Source organism: Streptacidiphilus albus JL83, from assembly GCF_000744705.1.
Classification (GTDB): Bacteria; Actinomycetota; Actinomycetes; order Streptomycetales; family Streptomycetaceae; genus Streptacidiphilus; species Streptacidiphilus albus.
Genome location: NZ_JQML01000001.1, coordinates 2,156,745 through 2,178,825, shown reverse-complemented (window position 1 = coordinate 2,178,825; position 22,081 = coordinate 2,156,745). Strand labels below are relative to the sequence as shown.

General features: G+C 71.2%; 20 protein-coding genes and 1 riboswitch. Of the genes, 12 read left to right on the top strand and 8 right to left on the bottom strand.

The window, feature by feature from the left end; all coding sequences use genetic code 11:
* Positions 1-99 precede the first annotated feature (99 nt).
* The 5 genes from ctaC (at position 100) to BS75_RS09420 (ending at position 6,799) form a co-directional block, all read left to right on the top strand.
* Positions 100-972, top strand: coding sequence for an aa3-type cytochrome oxidase subunit II (gene ctaC / locus BS75_RS09440; protein ID WP_034087893.1), 873 nt, complete (start codon positions 100-102; stop codon positions 970-972).
* Positions 969-2,729 carry an aa3-type cytochrome oxidase subunit I gene (ctaD, locus tag BS75_RS09435; RefSeq protein WP_034087892.1) on the top strand — a complete coding sequence of 587 codons (1,761 nt, stop codon included), beginning with the start codon at positions 969-971 and terminating at the stop codon, positions 2,727-2,729. Before ctaC ends, ctaD begins: the two co-directional genes overlap by 4 nt.
* Positions 2,726-3,124, top strand: a complete 399-nt coding sequence (locus tag BS75_RS09430; RefSeq protein WP_034087891.1) for a cytochrome c oxidase subunit 4 — start codon at positions 2,726-2,728, stop codon at positions 3,122-3,124. The genes ctaD and BS75_RS09430 overlap by 4 nt, the downstream gene beginning before the upstream one ends.
* A gap of 199 nt (positions 3,125-3,323) precedes the next feature.
* Complete coding sequence (locus BS75_RS09425) at positions 3,324-4,733, top strand: L,D-transpeptidase (protein WP_052069302.1); 1,410 nt, start codon at positions 3,324-3,326, stop codon at positions 4,731-4,733.
* Between the two features lie 101 nt (positions 4,734-4,834).
* Positions 4,835-6,799 carry an MFS transporter gene (locus tag BS75_RS09420; protein ID WP_063771543.1) on the top strand — a complete coding sequence of 655 codons (1,965 nt, stop codon included), beginning with the start codon at positions 4,835-4,837 and terminating at the stop codon, positions 6,797-6,799.
* A 55-nt stretch (positions 6,800-6,854) separates the two neighbouring features.
* Here BS75_RS09420 and BS75_RS09415 read toward each other — a convergent pair whose 3' ends face one another.
* Positions 6,855-8,264, bottom strand: a complete 1,410-nt coding sequence (locus BS75_RS09415; protein ID WP_034087890.1) for a DHA2 family efflux MFS transporter permease subunit — start codon at positions 8,262-8,264, stop codon at positions 6,855-6,857.
* Positions 8,265-8,276: 12 nt separating this feature from the next.
* Positions 8,277-8,888, bottom strand: a complete 612-nt coding sequence (locus BS75_RS09410) for an NADPH-dependent FMN reductase (protein ID WP_034087889.1) — start codon at positions 8,886-8,888, stop codon at positions 8,277-8,279.
* Between the two features lie 113 nt (positions 8,889-9,001).
* Between BS75_RS09410 and BS75_RS09405 the strand changes: the two genes are divergently transcribed.
* The gene (locus BS75_RS09405) at positions 9,002-9,664 is read left to right on the top strand and encodes a TetR/AcrR family transcriptional regulator (RefSeq protein WP_034087888.1); all 663 of its coding nucleotides are present in this window, start codon (positions 9,002-9,004) and stop codon (positions 9,662-9,664) included.
* Positions 9,665-9,751: 87 nt separating this feature from the next.
* On the opposite strand, the gene qcrB is transcribed toward BS75_RS09405, so the two are convergent.
* The 4 genes from qcrB to ctaE all read right to left on the bottom strand — a co-directional run bounded on the left by qcrB (position 9,752) and on the right by ctaE (position 14,031).
* On the bottom strand, positions 9,752-11,422 hold the full coding sequence (gene qcrB / locus BS75_RS09400; RefSeq protein ID WP_081982209.1) for a cytochrome bc1 complex cytochrome b subunit: 1,671 nt from the start codon (positions 11,420-11,422) through the stop codon (positions 9,752-9,754).
* On the bottom strand, positions 11,419-12,504 hold the full coding sequence (gene qcrA, locus BS75_RS09395) for a cytochrome bc1 complex Rieske iron-sulfur subunit (protein WP_034087887.1): 1,086 nt from the start codon (positions 12,502-12,504) through the stop codon (positions 11,419-11,421). The genes qcrB and qcrA overlap by 4 nt, the downstream gene beginning before the upstream one ends.
* Positions 12,501-13,304, bottom strand: a complete 804-nt coding sequence (gene qcrC, locus BS75_RS09390; protein WP_034087886.1) for a cytochrome bc1 complex diheme cytochrome c subunit — start codon at positions 13,302-13,304, stop codon at positions 12,501-12,503. Before qcrC ends, qcrA begins: the two co-directional genes overlap by 4 nt.
* Before the next feature lie 106 nt (positions 13,305-13,410).
* Positions 13,411-14,031, bottom strand: a complete 621-nt coding sequence (gene ctaE, locus BS75_RS09385) for an aa3-type cytochrome oxidase subunit III (RefSeq protein ID WP_034087885.1) — start codon at positions 14,029-14,031, stop codon at positions 13,411-13,413.
* A 343-nt stretch (positions 14,032-14,374) separates the two neighbouring features.
* On the opposite strand from ctaE, the gene BS75_RS09380 reads away from it, so the two are divergent.
* The 3 genes from BS75_RS09380 to BS75_RS09370 all read left to right on the top strand — a co-directional run bounded on the left by BS75_RS09380 (position 14,375) and on the right by BS75_RS09370 (position 17,659).
* Positions 14,375-14,797 carry a DNA-binding transcriptional response regulator gene (locus BS75_RS09380; protein ID WP_034087884.1) on the top strand — a complete coding sequence of 141 codons (423 nt, stop codon included), beginning with the start codon at positions 14,375-14,377 and terminating at the stop codon, positions 14,795-14,797.
* A 108-nt stretch (positions 14,798-14,905) separates the two neighbouring features.
* Positions 14,906-15,976 carry an anthranilate phosphoribosyltransferase gene (trpD, locus tag BS75_RS09375; protein ID WP_034087883.1) on the top strand — a complete coding sequence of 357 codons (1,071 nt, stop codon included), beginning with the start codon at positions 14,906-14,908 and terminating at the stop codon, positions 15,974-15,976.
* A 74-nt stretch (positions 15,977-16,050) separates the two neighbouring features.
* Positions 16,051-16,186: riboswitch (SAM riboswitch) on the top strand.
* A 54-nt stretch (positions 16,187-16,240) separates the two neighbouring features.
* A complete protein-coding gene (locus BS75_RS09370) occupies positions 16,241-17,659 on the top strand; it encodes an aminotransferase class V-fold PLP-dependent enzyme (protein ID WP_034087882.1) in 1,419 nt (472 codons plus the stop codon).
* Between the two features lie 28 nt (positions 17,660-17,687).
* On the opposite strand, the gene BS75_RS09365 is transcribed toward BS75_RS09370, so the two are convergent.
* Positions 17,688-17,969 (bottom strand): Lrp/AsnC family transcriptional regulator, encoded by a 282-nt coding sequence (locus BS75_RS09365; RefSeq protein WP_034087881.1) that lies wholly within the window; start codon positions 17,967-17,969, stop codon positions 17,688-17,690.
* Positions 17,966-18,805 (bottom strand): rhomboid family intramembrane serine protease, encoded by an 840-nt coding sequence (locus BS75_RS09360; RefSeq protein WP_063771542.1) that lies wholly within the window; start codon positions 18,803-18,805, stop codon positions 17,966-17,968. Before BS75_RS09360 ends, BS75_RS09365 begins: the two co-directional genes overlap by 4 nt.
* A gap of 149 nt (positions 18,806-18,954) precedes the next feature.
* Here BS75_RS09360 and BS75_RS09355 point away from each other — a divergent pair, with 149 nt between their 5' ends.
* The 3 genes from BS75_RS09355 to BS75_RS09345 all read left to right on the top strand — a co-directional run bounded on the left by BS75_RS09355 (position 18,955) and on the right by BS75_RS09345 (position 22,054).
* Positions 18,955-19,224: a hypothetical protein gene (locus BS75_RS09355; protein ID WP_034087880.1), complete on the top strand. Its 270-nt coding sequence runs from the start codon at positions 18,955-18,957 to the stop codon at positions 19,222-19,224.
* 103 nt (positions 19,225-19,327) lie between these two features.
* Complete coding sequence (locus tag BS75_RS09350; protein WP_081982208.1) at positions 19,328-20,803, top strand: NYN domain-containing protein; 1,476 nt, start codon at positions 19,328-19,330, stop codon at positions 20,801-20,803.
* 252 nt (positions 20,804-21,055) lie between these two features.
* Positions 21,056-22,054: a C40 family peptidase gene (locus tag BS75_RS09345; protein WP_052069301.1), complete on the top strand. Its 999-nt coding sequence runs from the start codon at positions 21,056-21,058 to the stop codon at positions 22,052-22,054.
* Positions 22,055-22,081 lie beyond the last annotated feature (27 nt).

Here is a 22,081-nt window from a genome sequence, read left to right as displayed (position 1 = left end):
TTTGGCCCGCATAAACATCCAAACCCTGCCCGCAAACCGGGCCAACGGGCCCACAGTCCCCTTGGCGCGTGAGCGGGCGAGACTTCGGGAAGGCGCTACGTGAGTCCCAACGGCTCCGACCGCTCGCCGCGGCGCTCGATGCGGCGGAAGCTGCTTTCAGCGCTGACGCTGGGCCTCGTCCTTGCCACCGCCACCGGCTGCACATCCTCGCAACTGCCTCGGCTCGGCCTGCCCACTCCGCGCGACGAGCAGGGCAAGACGGTCCTCTTCATCTGGCAGGGCTCCTGGATCGCGGCGCTGGCCGTCGGTGCTCTCGTCTGGGGTCTGATCCTGTGGAGCGTGTACTTCCACCGGCGCAGCCGCAGCAAGGTCGAGGTCCCGCCGCAGTTCCGCTACAACATGCCCCTTGAGGCACTGTTCACAGTGGTTCCGCTGATCATGGTGTCGGTTTTCTTCTTCTACACCGCGCGGGACGAGGACTACCTCCTCAAGATCGACAAGCCTCAGCACGTCATCAACGTGGTGGGCTTCCAGTGGAGCTGGGCGTTCAACTACGAGCACTCGGTCAATCCGCAGGAGCAGTCCAGCACCGCCGGGGACAACGGTCCCGGCGCCTACGACATCGGCACCCCGGACGCGATTCCGACGCTGTGGCTGCCGCAGGGTCAGTCGGTCGAGTTCGAGCTGACCTCGCGTGACGTGATCCACGGCTTCTGGCCGGTCGACTTCCTCATGAAGATGGACGTCATCCCCGGTGTCGTGAACAAGTTCCAGGTGACGCCCACCCAGCTGGGCACCTTCAGTGGCAAGTGCACGGAGCTCTGCGGTGTCGACCACTCGCAGATGCTCTTCAACGTCAAGGTCGTCACCCCGGCGCAGTACGAAGCCCATATCGCCGCCCTGCGCGCGCTGGGCCAGAGCGGCGCGGTGCCCTCGGGCATCACGACCACGGGAGTGAACAACGCGAAATGACGATCCTCAACGAACCCCAGGGCCTCAGCGGTGGCACCGCTGTGGTGGGCCGGAAGCCTGCGCTCGAGCGCAAGTCCGGTACCCAGATCATCAAGTGGATGACCACCACTGACCACAAGACGATCGGCACCCTCTATCTGGTGACGTCGTTCGCGTTCTTCCTGGTCGGCGGTGTGCTGGCGCTCACCATGCGTGCGCAGCTGGCCCAGCCGAACGGTCAGGTGCTGACGAACGAGCAGTTCAACCAGGCGTTCACCATGCATGGCACGATCATGCTGCTGATGTTCGCCACCCCGCTCTTCGCCGGCTTCACCAACTGGATCATGCCGCTGCAGATCGGCGCGCCCGACGTGGCGTTCCCGCGGCTGAACATGTTCGCCTACTGGCTGTACCTGTTCGGCTCGCTGATCGCCGTCGGCGGCTTCCTCACCCCGCAGGGTGCGGCCGACTTCGGCTGGTTCGCCTACTCGCCGCTGTCGGACGCGGTCCGCTCGCCGGGTGTCGGCGCCGACATGTGGATCATGGGTCTGGCGCTCTCCGGCTTCGGCACCATCCTCGGCTCGGTGAACTTCATCACCACCATCCTCTGCATGCGTGCCCCCGGCATGACCATGTTCCGGATGCCGATCTTCGTCTGGAACGTCCTGCTGACGGCCGTTCTGGTGCTGCTCGCCTTCCCCGTGCTCGCGGCCGCGCTGCTGGCACTGGAAGCGGACAGAAAGTTCGGGGCGCACGTCTTCGACCCGGCCAACGGCGGCGCCATCCTCTGGCAGCACCTCTTCTGGTTCTTCGGTCACCCAGAGGTGTACATCATCGCCCTGCCGTTCTTCGGGATCATCTCCGAGGTCGTGCCGGTCTTCTCGCGGAAGCCGATGTTCGGCTACCAGAGCCTGATCGCGGCGACGATCGCCATCGCCGGTCTGTCCGTGACCGTGTGGGCCCACCACATGTACGTCACCGGCGCGGTGCTGCTGCCGTTCTTCTCCTTCATGACGTTCCTGATCGCGGTTCCGACCGGCGTCAAGTTCTTCAACTGGATCGGCACCATGTGGCGGGGCTCGCTGAGCTTCGAGACCCCGATGCTGTGGACCGTCGGCTTCCTGGTGACCTTCGTCTTCGGTGGTCTGACGGGCGTTCTGCTCGCCTCCCCGCCGATCGACTTCCACGTCTCGGACTCGTACTTCGTCGTGGCGCACTTCCACTACGTGGTGTTCGGCACCGTCGTCTTCGCGATGTTCGCCGGCTTCCACTTCTGGTGGCCGAAGATGACCGGCAAGATGCTCGACGAGCGCCTTGGCAAGATCACCTTCTGGACGCTGTTCATCGGCTTCCACACCACCTTCCTGGTGCAGCACTGGCTGGGCGCCGAGGGCATGCCGCGTCGCTACGCGACCTACCTGCCCTCCGACGGCTTCACCACGCTGAACACCATCTCGACCATCGGCTCCTTCCTGCTCGGCCTGTCGATCCTGCCGTTCCTCTACAACGTCTGGAAGACGGCGAAGTACGGCAAGAAGGTCGAGGTCGACGACCCGTGGGGCTACGGCCGTTCGCTGGAGTGGGCGACCTCCTGCCCGCCGCCGCGGCACAACTTCCTCACCCTCCCGCGCATCCGCTCCGAGTCCCCGGCGTTCGACCTGCACCACCCGGAGATCGCGGCGCAGGACTACCTGGAGAACCACGGCGAGGTGCCCGCGCACCTGATCGCCGCGCTCGAAGCCAAGTCCGCGATGGAAGAGGAGGCGGGTGACCGATGAGGGAACAGGGCAAGATCTTCGCTGGCTTCGCCGTCTTCGTCCTCGGCATCGCTATCTGGTACGGCATCTGGTCGAAGGACCCGACGGGTACCACCTGCCTGTTCCTGGCCTTCGGGCTGGGCTCGTTCATCGCCTTCTACCTGCTGTTCACCGCCAAGCGGGTGGACACCGGGGCCGGCGACAACCCGCAGGCCGAGGTCTCCGACGACGCCGGCGTGATGGGCTTCTTCAGCCCGCACAGCTGGCAGCCGCTCTCCCTGGGCATCGGCGGCGCGATGGCGTTCATGGGCGTCATCTTCGGCTGGTGGCTGCTGTACTTCTCGCTGCCGATCCTGTTCATCGGGATCTTCGGCTGGGTGTTCGAGTACTACCGGGGCGAGAACCAGACCCAGTGATCCACCGCTGAGTCGGTCGTTCCACCGCTGTACCGGCAGGGGCCGGACGTCGTGCACCACGGCGTCCGGCCCCTGCGGCGTTCACTCGCACGGGTGGCCTGCGAGTGGTGCTGTGTCCTATTTTTCATAGAATATGACAGTGTGTCGGCTGACGATGCGTCACCCGCAGCTCTGGAACATTCTGGAAGGGACCACGCCCATGAGGGCTCGTACTGTCGTAGCGGTCGCGGTCGTACTGGCACCGCTGGCCCTCTGCGGCTGCTCCGGCAGCAGGGCGGACCGGCTCTCCGCCGGGGACGTCGCCCGGATGGTGAACATCAGCCCGGCGGGGCGGCCGGGCACGGCCTCCGACGCCGTCCCGGCCGCGGCCCCCGGCGCCAACGCCTCCGCGTCCAAGGCCGCCGCCGGATCGGACGCGGCGGCTCAGGGCGCGGCGGCTCAGGGCGCGGCGGCGAAGGACGGCGGCGCGTCGGCCGCCGCCGCGCCGGTGGCGTCGGTGCCGGGCTCGGTCGACCCGAACCAGCCGGTGGTGGTCCGCGCGCTGCACGGCACCCTGACCGACGTCACCGTCGCCGGGCCGGACGGCACCCAGCTGGCCGGGGCCATCTCCGCCGACGACCGCAGCTGGAGCTCCACCGGCCCGCTGAGCGCCGGGCGCAGCTACACCGTCCGGGTCGGCGTGGACGACGGCCAGGGCGGCCGTGGCAGCACCGTGGCGACCTTCACCACCCGCGCCGCCCCCGAGACCCTCACCGCCAAGCTGACGCCCGGCGACGGGGCCGTCTACGGCGTCGGCGAGCCGATCACCGCCACGCTCAGCAACCCGATCCACGACCCGGCCGAGCGCCGGGTGGTGGAGGGCGGACTGAGCGTCAGCTCCAGCCCCGGCGTCCAGGGCGCCTGGTACTGGGTGGACGACAGTACCCTGCACTTCCGCCCGGAGAGCTACTGGCCGGCCCACGCCCGGATCGGCGCCGCCTTCGACCTGGACGGCCGGCTGATCGGCGGCAAGCTCTACGGCGGTCCGGCCAGCCGGATCTCCTTCAGCACCGGCGACAAGCTGCTGGCGCTCACCGACGCCGCCGCCCACTACCTGACCGTCTACCGCAACGGCAACGCCATCAACACCATCCCGGTGACCACCGGCAAGCCCGGGTTCTCCACCCGCAGCGGGATCAAGGTGGTGCTGGAGCAGTCCCCGGTGGTCTTCATGAACTCCTCGACCGTGGGCATCCCGGACGGGACCGACGACTCGTACCACAAGGACGTGGCCTGGGACACCCGGGTCACCTGGAGCGGCGAGTACGTCCACGCCGCCCCCTGGTCGGTCGGCGCCCAGGGCGTGGCCAACATCAGCCACGGCTGCGTCGGCATGAGCACCGGCAACGCCCACTGGTTCTACGACACCTTCCGCCGGGGCGACCTGGTCCAGGTGGTCAACAGCTACGGCCACATGATGGAGCCCTTCGGCAACGGCTTCGGCGACTGGAACGTCGACTGGGACCGCTGGAAGTCGCACAGCGCCCTCCAGCGGGTGGTGGACACCGGCGCGGGCGCCGTCGCCGACCAGGAGCAGAGCCGTCCCGGCTACCTCCGCCCGGCCGCCTGACGCCGACCCGGGACAAGTCCCAACTCCCTCAATCCGCTGCGCTCCGACCGGATCACCACAACAATCAGTGGGTCAGCAGCGGATCCGGGAGGGGACCAGCCGTGTCGATACGCACAACCGACGTCCGCACCACCGCCGCCCCGCCGGGCGGGGTGGCGGGGCAGCACCGGATGGTGCTGCCCGTCGTCCTGGTCGGCACGTTCATGGCGATCCTCGACGTCGCCATCGTCAACGTGGCGATCCCGTCCATCCGGGAGGGGCTGCACGCCGGCTTCGGCGCGGTGGAACTGGTGGTCTCCGGCTACACCATCGCCTACGCCTCCTTACTGGTGACCGGCGGCCGGCTGGGCGACATCTTCGGCCGCAAGCGGATGTTCGTCACCGGCCTGCTGGTGTTCTCCGCCGCCTCCGCCCTGTGCGGGGCCGCGCCCAGCATCGGCGTGCTGGTGCTGGCCCGGGTGCTGCAGGGGGTCGGCGGCGCGATGCTCTACCCGCAGGTGCTGGCGATCATCCAGACCAGCTTCAGCGGCGAGGCCAGGGGGCGGGCGCTGGGGACCTTCGGCGCGGTCATCGGCATCGCCTCCATCGCCGGTCAGCTGATCGGCGGCGGGCTGCTCGCGGCCGACCTCTTCGGCTGGACCTGGCGCCCGGTGTTCCTGGTCAACGTGCCGATCGGAGTGGTGGCCACGATCGCCGCCGTGGTCTGGCTGCCGGACGACCGCCCGAACGGGCAGACCAGGCTCGACCTGGGCGGGGTGGGGCTGGTCACGCTGTTCCTGCTGCTGCTCTCGGTGCCGCTGCTGATCGGCCGTGACCAGGGCTGGCCCGGCTGGCTGCTGGCCTGCCTGGTCGCCGCCGTCCCGGCGGGCTACGCCTTCGTCCGCTACGAGCAGCGGCTCGGCGCCGGCGGCGGGCAGCCGCTGGTCCGGCTCGACCTCTTCCGCAACCGCGGCTTCCGCGGCGGCGTGCCGATCGCGGTGCTGTTCATGGCCTCCTACGCGGGCTTCCTGTTCATGCTCGCGGTCTACCTCCAGTCCGGGCTCGGCTTCTCGCCGATCAGGTCGGCGCTGGTGTACACGCCCTCGGCGATCGGCTTCTTCATCACCTCGCTGGCCGCGCCCCGGCTGGTGCCGGTGCTCGGCCGGCACGTGCTGACCTTCGGCTACGCCCTGGCCGCCCTGGGGCTGCTGGCCACCGCCGCCACCGCGTACGCGGCCGGCACCTCGCTGACGGTCTGGACGCTGGCCCCCACGCTGCTGCTGACCGGCCTCGGGCAGGGGCTGGGGATGAGCCCGCTGGTCGGCACCATCATCTCCGGCGTGGCGCCCGAGGACGCGGGCTCCGCCTCCGGGATCGTCACCACCTCGATGCAGACCGCCAACGTGCTCGGGGTGGCCCTCTACGGCCTGGTCTTCTTCGACCTGGTGGGCCGGGCGCACCCCGGTGCGGCCTACGCCTCGGCCTTCGCCGAGGTGCTGCCGGCCTCCGCCGGGCTGCTGCTGATCGCGGCGGTGCTGGCCTTCCGACTGCCGCACACCCCGGGGCAGCCCTCCAACGCCCTGGTCGAGCGGCTGCCCGGCTGGGCCGGCGGCTTCGCCTGGTCGATGTTCCTGTCCACCGGCGGCCGGGTCGGCGACAGCCTCTTCACCGACCTGCTGGCGCGGATCCGCAGCACCCGGCTGGAGCGCGCCGAGCAGGCGCCCGACCCGGTCGGGGAGTTCCTGGCCTACCACTACCACGAGCACGAGGCCGGGGACGCCTCCTGGCTCGCCTACCTCCAGCGCGAGGCCCTCGCCTACGGCGACCGGCCGGTGCCGCACGAGGAGGAGCGGCAGCCGGTGATCCAGGCCCAGGTGGACGAGATCGTCCACCGCCAGCAGTCGGGCCTGATCAACCCCGACTGCGACCCGGCGCTGTTCCGGCTGATGGTCTTCGCCCTGGCCAGCTACCCGAACCTGCTCCCGCAGATCACCCGGATGGCCACCGGCCAGGGCCCGCACGACCCGGACTTCGTGGTCCGCTGGGAGGCCTTCCTCCGGCACGTCGGCGCCCGACTGGAGCCCTGAGAGCCCTGAGAGCCCTGAGAGCGCCGAGAGCCCCGGGGGGACGGCAGCGGCCCGGTCAGGGCCGCTGCCGGGGCAGCAGGCCGGCAGGGACGAGGGCGAGGGCGAGCAGCACCGCGGCGACCGCGTAGGTGGTCCGGAAGCCCGCCGGAGTGGTGCCCGCCGAGGTGAGCACGGTGGAGACGAAGGCCGTCCCCACCGAGGCCCCCAGTTGGGAGTTGATGCTCAGCGCGGTGCTCGCCGCGGCCATCCGCTCCCTGGGCAGGCCGCGTCCCGCGGTGGTCATGGTGGGCATCAGCACCATGCCGGAGCCGATGCCCAGCAGCACCCCGGAGCCGACGATGCGCCAGGCCGCCACGTCGGCGGAACCGATCTGGAGCGCGGTCAGCGCCATTCCGGCGCAGCCCACCGCGATGCCGGAGCGGATCAGCCGGCGCGGCGACACCCGGTCGAGCCGGCGGGTGGCGATCTGCATGGTGATGCCGACGGCGAGGCCGGCTGGTGCGCCCAGCAGCCCGGCCACGGTCGGGCTCAGGCCGCGCACCTGCTGCCAGTACATCGGCCCCAGCAGCATCGAGCCGAAGTAGCCGCAGGTGAACAGCGCCAGGGTGCCGATCCCGGCGGCGAAGGCCCGCTCGCGCAGCAGCCCGAGGTCGATCAGCGGCGCGCGGACCGTCAGCGCCCGCCGGACGAAGCCGGCCACCAGTGCGGCTCCGAGGAGGGCCGGGAGCAGTGCGCCGGGTGCGCCGAAGCCGCCGTGTCCGGTGCCCCGGGCCAGCCCGAACAGCAGCAGGGCGAGGCCGGGGGAGAGCATCAGCAGCCCCGGGAGGTCCAGGGCGGGCGCCGCCGCCCGGTCGGCGGGCGGGTCGGCGCGCAGCAGCCGCAGCCCGAGGAGCAGTGCCGCCGCGCCCACCGGCAGGTTGACCAGGAAGATCCAGTGCCAGTCCACGGCGTCGATCAGCCAGCCGCCGAGCACCGGGCCGAGGGCCGGGCCGACGACGATCGGGAGCCCGAGCACGGCCATCACCCGGCCGAACCGGGCCGGGTCGGCGGTGCGCATCACCATCGCCATGCCGACCGGCATCAGCAGCCCGCCGCCGAGGCCCTGGAGCGCCCGGAAGGCGATCAGGCTCTGCACGTCCCAGGCGCAGGCCGCGAGCAGCGAGCCGAGGGTGAACAGCGCCAGTGCGGTCAGGTAGGTGCGCCTGCCGCCGAACCGCCCCATGGCCCAGGCCGCGGTGGGGACGACGGCGGCGAGCGCCAGGGTGTAGGCGGTGGCGGTCCACTGGATGGTCTCCAGCGGGGCGTGGAAGGCCGCGGAGAGGCGGTGCAGCGCGACATTGACGATGGTCATGTCGAGCACCGACATCACCGAGCCGAGGACCACCACGGTGGCGGTGCGGCGCAGGGCGGCGGGGTCGGCCGGGGGCGCTGCGGCGCCGACCCCGGCGAACTGGGCGGTGGCCATCTGCCGACCCCCTCAGGCCTGGTAGGGACGGCTGTGGCGGGCGGTGCGCAGGGCGTGGGCCCACCAGGTCAGCTGGTTGAGCATGCCCTTGGCCGCCCCCTCGCAGACCGCGGTGTCCAGCGGTGCGCCGTCCTCGCCGAGCCCGGACCACGGCCCGTGCAGGCTGACCGCGTCGCGCACGGTCATGGCGTGCAGCTCGGCGAGGACCAGCCGGAGCTGCTCGACGGCGCGGACGCCGCCGGCCAGCCCGCCGTAGGAGACGAAGCCGACCGGCTTGGCCTGCCACTCGCCGTGGTGCCAGTCGATGAGGTTCTTCAGGGCGGCCGGGAAGCTGTGGTTGTACTCCGGGGTGACCAGGACGAAGGCGTCGGCGGCGGCCAGCCGCGGGGTCACCTCCGCCAGGACGGCGGCGGCCCGCGGGTCCACGGTGCCGCCCCAGCCGGGCATCACCAGCGGCAGGTCGAAGTCGGCGAGGTCGATGACGTCGAGCTCCAGGTCGCCGTGGGCGGCGGCGGTGCCGAGGAACCAGTCGGTCACGCGCCGGCCCTGGCGGCCCTCGCGGACGCTGCCGACGACCACGGCGACCCGGAGCGGTGCGTCCTCGTTGAAACCCTTGCTGGACATGGTGGTTCCCCCTTGTTGGGCGGGCCGGCCGCCCAGTGCGACCGCCCTCCGGTAAACTACAACGAACGTTGTCGAAAGTGCAACGGCCGTTGTAACTCTTAAGGGGTGGCAGGTTGGAGCAGGAACCACAGGGCGTCCCGGCGCGGAAGCTGGCGAAGCAGGTCGCCATGGCGAGCGCGGCCTGCACGGTCTTCGGCCGGGAGGGCTATGCGCGCGCCTCGGTCGACACCCTGGCCGAGGCGGCCGGCGTCTCGACCCGCACCCTCTACAACCACTTCCCCGGCGGCAAGGCGCAGCTGTTCCAGACCGTGGTGAGCTGGACCTCCGGACAGGTGCGGGACGCCCAACTCGCGCTGATCGACGCCTTCCTGGCCCCCGAGCGGCCACCGCACGCGGACGACCTGGAGCGGGACCTGGTCGCCCTGGGCCACGCGTTCGTCGGCCTGATGGCCCAGTACCCGGACCACTTCGCGCTGGTCCGGCACATCCACAGCGAGGCCGACCACGTGCCGCCGGAGGTGCTGGAGGCCTGGACCAACGCCGGTCCCGGGCCGGTCGGCCGGGCGTTCGCGGACGCGATGACCGCCCTCGCCGAAGCGGGCCTGCTCGACCTGCACGGGGACGCCGGGATGGCGGGCAGCCACTTCATGGCGCTCACCTCGCACGCGATCGTGCAGGTCACCCACTACGGCGTCACCCCGGTCCCGCGGCAGCAGAGCGACCGTCTGATCGCGAGCGGGGTGGCGGCCTTCCTCCGTGCCTACCGGGCCGGCTGAGCAGCGACGAAGGGCCCCGTCCGGCGAACCGGACGGGGCCCTTCGTGGTGCTGCAGGTGCTACGGGTGCTGCGGGTGGAGCAGGGGATCAGTGGTGGCCGTGGCCGCTGGTGATCTCCTGGTGCTCCTCGACGGTCGGCTTCGGGATCTGCGCCGCGTCGCCGTAGAAGCCCTCGGACAGCTTCGCGCGGGTCTTGGCGATGAGGCCGACCTTGCGCTTGACGCCGTTCTCGTCCACCGCGGCCGGCAGCTCGATCGGCTGGGGCTGCTCGTGCGCCGTGAGGCGGAAGCGCTCCTCCTGCGGCAGCTGCTCGTGCACCTCGATGAACTCACCGTGCGGCAGCCGCTTGATGGTGCCGGTCTCGCGACCGTGCAGCAGCTTGTCGCGGTCGGCGCGCTGGAGGCCGAGGCACCAGCGCTTGGTGACCGTGAAGGCGATGACCGGGCCGACGAAGAACAGGATCCGGCAGGCCCAGGTGATCGTGTCGATCGACAGGTGGAAGTGGGTGGCGAAGAGGTCGTTGCCACCCGCGACCAGCAGGATGATGTACTCCGCGATCCAGGCCACGCCGAAGGCGGTGCGGATCGGGGCGTTGCGCGGGCGGTCCAGGATGTGGTGCTCGCGCTTGTCGCCGGTGACCCAGCCCTCCAGGAAGGGGTAGGCCGCGATGACCATCATCACGCCGCCGAAGACCACCAGCGGGATGAAGACGCCGAGTTCCAGGGTGTGGCCCCAGGCGCGGATCTCCCAGCCCGGCATGATGCGGATCAGGCCCTCGGAGAAGCCCATGTACCAGTCCGGCTGGGCGTCGGTGGACACCTGGTCGGGGCGGTACGGGCCGTACGCCCAGATCGGGTTGACCGAGGCGATCGCCGAGACGAAGGCGATGACGCCGAACACCAGGAAGAAGAAGCCACCGGCCTTGGCCATGTAGACCGGCATCAGCGGCATGCCGACGACGTTCTTCTCGGTGCGGCCGGGGCCCGCGAACTGGGTGTGCTTGTGGTAGAAGACCAGGATCAGGTGGGCGACCAGCAGGCCCAGCATGATGCCCGGGATCAGCAGCACGTGGATGGTGTAGAAGCGCGGGATGATGTCGTCGCCGGGGAACGGGCCCCCGTAGAGGAACATCGCGATGTAGGAGCCGACGATCGGCACCGACAGGATCGCGCCCTCCATGAAGCGGATACCGGTACCGGACAGCAGGTCGTCCGGGAGCGAGTAGCCCATGAAGCCGTCGAACATGCCCAGGAAGAGCAGCAGGAACCCGAAGAGCCAGTTGATCTCACGGGGCTTGCGGAACGCGCCGGTGAAGAAGACGCGCATCATGTGGACCAGCATGGCCGCCACGAAGACGATGGCCGCCCAGTGGTGGATCTGACGGATCAGCAGACCGCCGCGGACCTCGAAGCTGATGTCCAGCGCCGACTTGTACGCCTCGGACATGGAGATGCCGTCCAGCGGCGTGTAGCTGCCGTGGTAGACGACCTCGGCCATGCTCGGCTGGAAGAACAGCGTCAGGTAGACACCGGTCAGGATGATGATGATGAAGCTGTAGAGGCAGATCTCCCCGAGCATGAAGGACCAATGGTCCGGGAAGATCTTCCGCAGGTTGGCCTTGGCCAGCCCGTAGATGCCGAGCCGTCCGTCGACCCAGTCGGCCGCCTTCTCACCGGCGTGGGCCTGGTGGACACCGGCCTCGCTGTGGCCGAGCTGCTCGTGCGCGTCGGCCGCGCCGTCTGCGATGTGGGTACTCATGAGCGCTCCCAGAAACCGGGGCCGACGGGCTGGGTGAAGTCGCGCACAGCCGCGAGGTTGCCATCGGCGTTGACCGTGATCTGCAGCTGCGGCAGGGGGTGCCCGGCCGGACCGAAGATCACCCGGCCGCCGTCGGACAGGTCGAACGTCGACTGGTGGCACGGGCAGAGGACGTGGTGCGTCTGCTGCTCGTACAGGCTGATCGGGCAGCCGACGTGGGTGCAGATCTTGGAGAAGGCGAGGATGCCGTCGTAACCCCAGGACGCGGACTTGGCGTCCTTGATGTCGCTCGGCTCCATCCGGACCAGCAGCAGCGCCGAGGTGGCGATGACCTCCTGGAACGTCGGGTCGGCGTTGGGGTCGTCCGGGTTGAGGCCGGGCGGCATGGCGAACGTCAGCGAACCGACGGTGATGTCCGAGGGCTGCAGCGGCTCGTTGGTGTTCATGTTGATCAGCTGCTTGCCGGCGGACCAGTCGGTCGTGTCGAGCTTCTTCTCCGGCAGCGGGCCGAGGTCGCGGAACAGCACGATCGCGGACAGCGGCAGCATCGCCATGGCGCCGATCATCGTGTTGCGGATCAGCTTGCGACGGCCGAAGCCACTCTCGGCCGCACCCTGGCGGAAGTCCGCGAAGACCTGCGCGCGGACCTCGGGGGTCGACTCGATCGGGTGGCGCTCGGCGATGTGCTCCTCGTCGGACATCAGCGTGCGGGCCCAGTGGACCGCGCCGGCGCCGATGCCGAAGAGGGAGATGCCGAGCGTGGTGCCGAGCGCGAAGTTGAGCGCGCTGATGTGGCCCAGGGTGAAGATGTAGATGACACCCGTGGTGCCGTCGCCGTTGGACGGCTTGATCGCCACGTACGAGGCGATGAAGCCGACCGTGGCGATCATCGACAGGATGAACCAGCGCGCGACCTGACGCTCCGCCCGAGCGGCTGCGCGCTCGTCGATGTCGGTCCGGCGCGGCTCGTGGGGCGGCAGCCCCGGGTCGGCGAAGGGGTCGTCGTGTACGGCGACTGCTCCGCCGTGGGGCCCTACGGCCTCCGGCAGGTGTTCTTCAGACATGTTGTCCTGGCTCGTCATGACTTCTTGGCCTTGGGGGTGCGGGCGGCGATCCAGATCGCGATCCCGATCAGGGCGCCCAGCGCGAAGATCCAGCCGAAGAGGCCCTCAGTCACCGGACCGAGGGAGCCGAGGGTCAGGCCCCCGTAGTTGGGGTTCTTCGACGGGTTCGTGGTGTGCTGGATGAACGCGATGATGTCCTGCTTCTGCTGCTGGGGCATCGTCGTGTCGGGGAAGGCCGGCATGTTCTGCGGGCCGGTCAGCATGGCCTCGTAGATGTGCTTGGAGCTGACGCCTTCCAGCGTCGGCGCGTACTTGCCCTCGGAGAGGGCGCCGCCGGAGCCCGCGAAGTTGTGGCACTGCGCGCAGTTGGTGCGGAACAGCTCCCCGCCCGCGGCCACGTTGCCCGCGGCGTACTGGTTGGCCGTCGGGATGGACGGGCCGGCGCCGAGGGTGGAGATGTACGCGGCGAGCTGGTCGATCTGAGCCTGGGAGTAGATGACCTTCTTGGAAGGGATCTGCGGACCCGGCTGCTGCGCCGGCATCCGGCCGGTGCCCACCTGGAAGTCCACGGCCGCGCCGCCCACACCGACCAGCGTCGGGCCGTCCTTGGTGCCTTCGCCGCTGAGGCCGTGGCAGCTGGAGCAGCCGACCTGGAACAGCTTCTTGCCCTGTTCCACGGACAGCGACTGGCTGGTGTCGGCCTGCGCGCTGCTGGTCGGCGCGAACGCGGCGTACAGCCCCCCGGTGGTCGCCAGCGCAAAGAGTAGGACGACGAGCGCTGCCAGCGGGTGGCGCCGTCGTGCGGAGAGCTTTTTCACGGATTAACCCCGGTGTGAGGATCAGGAGCGTCTGGAGTCTGGTTGACCGTCAGGTCGGTCTGTGGGGACCGCCCGGCGGTGCGCCGAGGGGACGGTCCGACCCTGCCTACTTGATCAGATAGATGGTCGCGAAGAGGCCGATCCAGACCACGTCGACGAAGTGCCAGTAGTACGACACCACGATCGCCGCGGTCGCCTGCTCGTGCGTGAACCGCTTGGCGGCGTACGTCCGTGCGAGGACCAGCAGGAAGGCGATCAGACCACCCGTCACGTGCATGCCGTGGAAGCCGGTGGTCAGGTAGAACACCGAGCCGAAGGGGGACGAGGACAGGGACAGGTGGTCGGTCTTGACCAGGTCCGTGTACTCGTAGATCTGACCGCCGATGAACATCGCGCCCATGATGAACGTGGTGATGAACCAGGCCCGGAGCTTCTTCACATCGCCGCGCTCAGCAGCGAAGACACCCATCTGGCAGGTGAAGGAGGAGAGCACCAGGACCGTGGTGTTCACCGACGCGAAGGGAACGTCGAGGACATGGTTCTGGGAATGCCAGTAGGCCGTCCCGGTAACCGAACGGAGAGTGAAGTACATCGCGAAGAGGGCCGCGAAGAACATCAGCTCGGATGCCAGCCAGACGATGGTTCCGACGCTGGTGAGGTTCGGCCGGTTGACCGATCCGTGTGCGTGCCCGGTTTCTACTGCAGTTGCTGTCGCCACGACCGACATTATGTCGGTCGCTTATTCCGCCCTCACCTCGGGGGGTGTACCTCGGTGTGTCCGGCTTGTGACGTACCCTCCGACGGACCGACGACCAGGTGGGTAGCCCGAATGGCAGGGGACCGGAGGGCTTTGGGGCCCTGCCGCGACAGGCCGCCGGGTCGCCCGAAATGGTGAACCCCGAGCGGCCGGACGGCTGCGGTCGGCGGACGGCGGGCCGAAAAGCCGGGGGTGGGGCCGGACGGCGGAGGGAACACGGCGCGCGGAGGGCCCGCGGCCTGCTGTTGAGGCGTCAGATACCGGAGTAGCATCCGCGCAGACGCCGAAGTGGTCCCGATCACACCCCAGGGGGATGCGGACGATGGCACTGAACGTTCTTGTCTACAGCGACGACCGCAGCACGCGCGAACAGGTCAGGCTCGCGCTCGGCCGGCGGCCGGCCGCCGACCTGCCCGAGGTCCAGTACTTGGAGTGCGCCACCTCCCCGGCCGTGGTCAAGGCGCTGGACGCGCACGCCAAGGGCAGCGCCCGGCTGGACCTGGTGGTGCTGGACGGCGAGGCGACCCCGGTCGGCGGGATGGGCCTCTGCCGCCAGCTCAAGGACGAGATCTACGGCTGCCCGCCGGTGCTGGTCCTGATCGGCCGTCCGCAGGACTCCTGGCTCGCCGTCTGGAGCCGGGCCGACGCGGCGATCGCGGCGCCGGTGGACCCGGTCGCCCTGGCCGAGACCGCGAGCACCCTGCTCCGGGCGGAGCGGGCGCGGCTGGTCGGCTGAGTCCGGCGGGTGGACCGCGGATCTCGCCCTCTGGGCGGCTCCGCTGTGCCGCACTTTGCAGTCGCTAAGCTGGGGCCCTCCAAATATTACGACTGAGAGGCCACGGCCATGGCGAACGTGCATCCTGCGAACGGCGGCGACAACCCCGTGCAGGCTCGCTCGTGGCCGGAGGTCCTCGGCGCGCTGATCTCCGGCACCGACCTGTCGTCCGGCGACACCGCCTGGGCGATGGACCGGATCATGAGCGGCGAGGCCGGGGACGCGCAGATCGCCGCCTTCCTGGTGGGCCTGCGCGCCAAGGGCGAGACCGTCGAGGAGATCTCCGGCCTGGTCGAGTCCATGTACGCGCACGCCACCGTGATCGAGGTGCCCGGCCGCGCGGTCGACATCGTCGGCACCGGCGGCGACCGGGCCAAGACCGTCAACATCTCCACCATGTCGGCGATCGTCGCGGCCGGGGCCGGCGCGCTGGTCGTCAAGCACGGCAACCGCGCCGCCTCCTCGGCCAGCGGCGCCACCGACGTGCTGGAGAAGCTCGGCGTCAATCTCGGGCTGACGGCGCAGCGGATCGCCGAGGTCGCCGCCGAGGCCGGTATCACCTACTGTCCGGCGCCGGTCTTCCACCCCTCGATGCGGCACGCCGGCTCCACCCGGGTCGCCCTGGGCGTGCCCACCGCCTTCAACCTGCTGGGGCCGCTGACCAACCCGGCCCGGGTCGGCGCCAACGCCGTCGGCTGCTTCGACACCCGGATGGCCGGCCTGATCGCCGGGGTGCTCGCCGGGCGCGGCTCCTCGGCCCTGGTCTTCCGGGGCGACGACGGTCTCGACGAGCTGACCGTCACCGGCACCTCCACCGTCTGGCAGGTGCGCGGCGGCGAGGTCCACCGGACCGTCTTCGACCCGCGCGAGGTCGGCGTCGAGTACGCCCCGATCGAGGCGCTGCGCGGCGCGGACGCCGAGTACAACGCCGGGGTCGCCCGCCGGGTGCTGGCCGGGGAGCGGGGGCCGGTGCGCGACGCGGTGCTGCTCAACTCGGCCTCGGCGCTGGTCGCCCTGGACCAGACCGACGCCCCGCTGGCCGAGCAGCTGGCCGCGGCGATGAAGCGCACCGCGGAGTCCATCGACACCGGCGCGGCGGAGCAGGTGCTGGCCCGCTGGTCCGCCGTCACCCACGGCTGAGGGGCAGCGGCGCGGTCTCGGATGCCGGACAGGGGTTCACCCGAGGGGTGGACCCCGTGGCATACTGACGGACAGGTCACGAGTGACAGCACGCGGTTCGCAGAACCGCACCGGCCCTGGCTAGCTGTCCGGCAACCCTCCTTCCGTGGCGGGGTGCTCCCAGGTGACGACCGGGCCCTACGACGACCCGTCGCAGGGCAAGCGCGGATCCCCCCTTTTTCGGCGTAGCCAGGGATCCACTGGATGCCCTGGAGGGGTCTCGTCATGTCGACGCCGCTTTCTTTCAACAGTGCCGCAGCCAACACCACCGCCGCTGCCGACGCCGTCGCCTGTCCGCCGCTGGCCGTGCTCGGCCGCGACGTCGAGGTCCCGCTGGTCAGCGGCGAGAAGGTGACCTACGCCGCGCTCGACTACGCCGCCAGCGCCCCCGCCCTCCAGCGGGTCTGGGACGACGTCGCCGCCTACGCCCCGTACTACGGCAGCGTGCACCGCGGCGCCGGCTACCTCTCCCAGCTCTCCACCGACCTGTTCGAGCAGAGCCGGGCCACCGTCGCCGACTTCCTCGACCTGCGCGCCGACGACCAGGTCGTCTTCACCCGGGCCACCACCGACTCGCTCAACCTGCTGGCCGGGGCGCTGCCGGCCGGCACCCGGGTCTTCGCCTTCGAGACCGAGCACCACGCCTCGCTGCTGCCCTGGCGCAAGCACGGGCTGACCGTCAGCTACCTGCGCGCCCCGCGCTCGCCGGAGGAGGCGGTGGCGGCCCTGGACGCCGCCCTCGCCGAGGCCGGTGCCGAGGCCGGGGCGGGTCCCGCGCTGGTCTGCGTGACCGGCGCCTCCAATGTCACCGGGGAGATCTGGCCGGTCCGCGAGCTGGCCGCGACCGCCCACCGGCACGGTGCCCGGATCGTCCTGGACGCCGCCCAGCTCGCCCCCCACCACCCGGTGTCGGTGCGGGAGTTGGACGTCGACTGGGTCGCCTTCTCGGGCCACAAGCTGTACGCGCCCTTCGGCGCGGGGGTGCTGGCCGGCCGCAGCGACTGGCTCGACGCCGCCGAGCCCTACCTGGCCGGCGGCGGCGCCAGCCGCACCGTCGCCCGCGAGGCGGACGGCTCGGTCGCGGTCGAGTGGCACCAGGGCCCGTCCCGGCACGAGGCCGGATCGCCGAACGTCATCGGCGCCTACTCCATCGCCTCCGCCTGCCGGGCGCTGACCGAGGCCGGCTTCGACCGGCTGGTCGCCCGGGAACAGCAGCTGATCGCCCGGCTGCGGGCGGGGCTCGCGGACATCCCCGAGGTGCGGGTGCTCACCCTGTTCGGGGACGCCCACCCGCGCGTCGGCGTGCTCTCCTTCGTGGTCCAGGGCTGGAACAGCTCGCACTTCTCCGCCGCGCTCTCGGCCGAGTACGGCATCGGCGTCCGCGACGGACTGTTCTGCGCCCACCCGCTGGTGCGCACCCTGCTCGGCGGCGAGGAGGCGGCCCCGTCCGAGTGCGGGGCCCCCGAGGCCTCGCTGCCGGGGGAGCGCAGCCTCAACGCGATCCGGGTGAGCTTCGGCGCGGGGACCCCCGACGAGCACGTGGAGCGCTTCGTCGCCGCCGTGCGCGAGCTGGTCACCCAGGGCGCGCAGTGGGCCTACCGGACCGAGGGCGGGCGCTGCGTCCCGGACACCCGCCGGGTCTGACCGCCCGCGGCCCTCGCGGCCGGCCTGCTCAGCCGTCGAGCCCCAGGGCGAAGGCGGCGTCCAGGTCGTGCCGCGAGTAGGTGCGGAAGGCGATGTGGGTCTCGGTCTGCTCCACGCCGGGCACCTTGTTCAGCAGGCCGGGGATCACGTCGGCCAGGTCCTCGTGCGCCCGCACCCGGACCATCGCCACCAGGTCGTAGGTGCCGGTGACGGAGTAGACCTCGCTGACGCCCTCCAGCGCCGCGATGGTCTCGGCGATCTCGGGGATCCGGTCGACACTGGCCTTGACGAGCACGATCGCGGTGATCACTGGAGGGTCTCCTGGGACGGTGGGAGGGACGGTGGAAGGGCGGACGGCCCAGCGTAGCCGCGCCGTCGGCAGTAGAGCAGCCAGGCGAAGAGGAAGCCCCCGGTGAAGCCGATCAGGTGCGCCACGTACGCCACGTCGGGCTGCCCGGCGGCGGCGCTGCGCACCGAGAGGGCCTGGATCGCGAACCACAGCACCAGCACCAGCCAGGCCGGGAACCGCAGCGGCAGGAACAGCAGCAGCGGGATCACGACGGTCACCCGCGCCCTCGGGTAGAGCCGCAGGCAGGCGCCCAGCACCCCGGCGATCGCCCCCGAGGCCCCCACCAGGCTGACCGTGCCGTTGGCGCCGTGCTGCTCCACCAGCGCGTAGCCGTAGGTCGCCAGGTAGCCGACGGCGACATAGAAGAGGAGGAAGGAGAGCCGTCCCATCCTGGCCTCGACCAGGGTGCCGAAGACGTACAGGAAGATCATGTTGCCGAGCAGGTGCACCCAGCCGGCGTGCACGAACATCGCGCTGAGCACCGAGAGCGCCGGGACGCCCAGGGACTCCCCGGGCCCGGCCCGGTTGTCCAGCAGCTCGCGCGGGACCACTCCCCAGTGCTGGTAGTAGGCCGCGATCGCGGCGGCGCGGTGCGCGCCCTCCCCGTACAGCGGGTCGAGCCCGGAGACCGGCCCGATCAGGAACACCACGCTGTTGACGGCGATCAGCAGACAGGTCACCAGCGGCAGCCGGCGGAGCCGTCCGTCCGTCCCGGCGGTGGCCGCCGTGCGCAGCAGGCCGGTCGCGCGCAGGGTCCACGGGCGGGCGGGCGGGGGTGCGCCGGAGAAGGGGAGCATGTCCCAAGCATTCCTTGACCGGACAAAAACGACACCGTCGGCTGCGGCGTGTGGGGGACGGTGCCGCACCGTCACGGGGAGGCCCTAGGGTTGCTCGGGTAGCCGTGTCCGGCCTGCTCCGGACGCCCCGCGAACCGAGAGGACGCCCCATGTCTGTCCCCCTGCCCACCGAGGGGACCCGGTGGCGCTGCACCCTGTGCGGCAACCTGACCCGTTTCGACGTCACCCGCTCCTCCCGGGTGGTCGAGTTCGTCCACCTCGACCTCGCCGGCGAGCCCCGGGTCGAGGAGCAGGAGGTGCTCAGCGAGACCGTCGAGTCGGTGCGCTGCCGCTGGTGCAGTGCGGTGGACCAGATCGAGTTGGTCGACCGGCCCGGCGCCGAGGCCGAGGCGGCGGCGCAGGCGGCCCGGACCGAGTAGGACAGCGGGTTCGAGCAGTGGCGGAGTGACGACTGGGGGGCGGGACGGGCGAGAATAGGTCAACGGGCCGGTGCGGCCCGGCGACCGGATCGGAGTACGGGACGTGGTGGAGAGAGCCAGGGCGGACGCCGCCGAGGGCCTGGGAGGGCCCGACGGCGCGGCGCCGGTCCCTGCCGTGCCGGCCGGCCCCGGCGCGGATGCCGGGGCCACAGCGGACGCCGGGGCCACTGCGGACGCCGGGCCCGCGGCGGAGACCGCCGCGCCGCCGGAGGAGCAGCTCGACCGCCCGCTGCCGGAGGGCGTGCGGCGGCGGGTGGTGGGCATCGCCGCCGACGCGCTGGCCGCCGTCCCCTCCGCCGAGCTGCCCGCCCGGCTGCGCCCGTACGCCAAGTTCACCCCGGTCCAGCGGGCCCGGCGCGGGGCGACCGCCATCGCCGCCGCGCTGGAGGCCGAGCCGCAGTTCCGGCTGCGGATAGCGGACCGGGTCCGGACCGGCCAGCCGGACCTGGTCACCGCGCTGGAGTCGGGCCTGGTCCCGGCGGCGGTCGACCCCCAGGACGTCGCCGCCGTGGCCTACCTGCTGCGCCCGGCCGGCTGGAGCAAGCTGGTCGCGGACGCGGGCGAGGAGGTCGAGCGGGCCGAGTCCGAGGGCGCCGCCGCCGAGTCCGCCCGGCTGATCGAGAAGCTGCAGGCGGAGCTGTCGGCGCTGCGGGAGACCACCCGGGCCGAGTCCGAGCGGAGCCGGATCGACCTGGAGGCCGCGAAGAAGGACGGCGACGCGCTCCGCCGCAAGCTGCGCAGCCTGGAGGCGGACACCAAGCGGGCCGAGGCGGCCACCCGCAAGGTGACGGCCGAGCTGGACGCGCTGCGCTCCTCCGGGGCGACCGAGCGCGGCTCGGCCGACAGTGAGCTGCGCCGGCTGAAGCACCGGCTGGCCGAGTCGGAGGCGGCACTGGAGGCGGCCAAGCGGGCCTCCCGCGAGGGGCGCAGCGCCGAGGACATGCGGCTGCGGCTGCTGCTGGACGTGGTGCTGCAGGGGGCGCAGGGGCTCCAGCGGGAGCTGGGGCTGCCACCGCTCTCGGGCCGTCCGGCGGAGTCGGTGGAGGCGGTACGGCCGGTCACGGCCTCGCCGCACGACGTCGCCCGGCGCGCGCTGGACGCCGACGACCCGGCGCTGCTGGACCAGCTGCTCCAGCTGCCGCTGGTGCACCTGCTGGTCGACGGCTACAACGTGACCAAGACCGGCTACCCCTCGCTGCCGCTGGAGAAGCAGCGGGCGCGGCTGCTGAACGGCCTGTCGCTGCTGGCGACGCACAGCGGGGCCGAGGTGACCTGTGTCTTCGACGGCAAGGACCTGGACGCGCCGGTGCCGATGGCCCCGCCGCGCGGGGTGCGGGTGCTGTTCAGCCGCTCGGGGGAGACGGCGGACGAGCTGATCCGCCGACTGGTCAGGGCGGAGCCGGAGGGCCGCCCGGTGGTGGTCGTCTCCACCGACCGGGAGGTGGCGGACGGGGTGCGGAAGGCGGGCGCCCGGCCGGTGCCCTCGTCGATGCTGCTCAGGCGACTCGTACGCACCTGATAGGTCAATCCCGACATTTGACGTATATGCAGACTGTTTTCGCCCCGAGGGCGACAGATTGAGCCGGTCTCACTAGTCTCTGCTCTCGAACCTCTGTCCTGACGATCGCCCGGCCGGGTGACACGGGGGTTCCCGTCCTCGTCCTGGGCGCCGCATCGGGGGATGCGCCATGTCGCCGAGCGACGGTTGCCGGAAGGGAACCGAGCCTCCGTGGCCTCACACCGCCGCCCCAAGCAAGCCAGCCGTGCCCGCGTGACGGTCCTCACCGCGGCCGCGGCCACGGCCGTGGCGCTCTCGGCGCAGGCCGCGGCGCAGGCTGCACCGACGCTCACGCTGAGCCAGGCGAAGAGCGAGGTGGCGGCGGACCGCCAGGCGGCGGACGTGGCGACGCAGAAGTACGACGACGCGCAGAGCCAGCAGCAGGCGATCCAGCAGAAGGTGACGCTGCTGCAGAACGAGATAGCCGCCCAGCAGGCCTCGATCAACAAGGAGCTGTCGCAGCTCGGCGGCGAGGCCGCGGCCCAGTACCGGGACGGCGCGGTGGACCCCGCCGTCCAGCTGATGCTCTCCTCGGACCCGAGCGCCTACCTGAACCAGGCCTCGGCCCAGGGCGAGGTCGACTCCACCCAGGCCGCCCTGCTGTCCAATGTCACGGCGGCGGAGGCCATCCTGGCCCGGGAGAAGGCCGAGGCCACGGCCGAGCTCCAGCAGCAGCAGGCGCTGCTGTCCACCATGCAGTCCACCAAGGCCACCGCGCTGGGCAAGCTCAAGTCGGCGCAGGCGGTGCTGGACGCGCTCACCCCGGCCGAGCAGGACCAGGTCGGCGGGGGCGGCGGCTACGGCACCATCGCCCACAACGGCAGCACCATGTCGCCGAGCCAGGTCGACCTCTCCGGCATCTCCTCGGCCGCCGCCACGGCCATGCGGGCGGCGCTGAGCAAGGTCGGGGTCGCCCCCTACGTCTGGGCCGCGGCCGGCCCCGACTCCTTCGACTGCTCGGGCCTGGTGATGTGGTCCTACGCCCAGGCCGGCATCCAGCTCCCGCACTCCTCCTACGCGGACGAGTCGGTGGGCAGTGCGGTCTCGCTCTCCGACATCCAGGTCGGCGACATCGTGGTGCTGGAGAACGGCGCCCACGTCGGGATGTACGCCGGCAACGGGATGGTGGTGAACGCCCCCGAGTACGGCTACACCGTCTCCATCATGCCGATCAGCGACTTCGGCGGGATCGTCGCCATCCGCCGGGTCTGAACCCCTCCGTCGAGTCCGGGCGGCCGC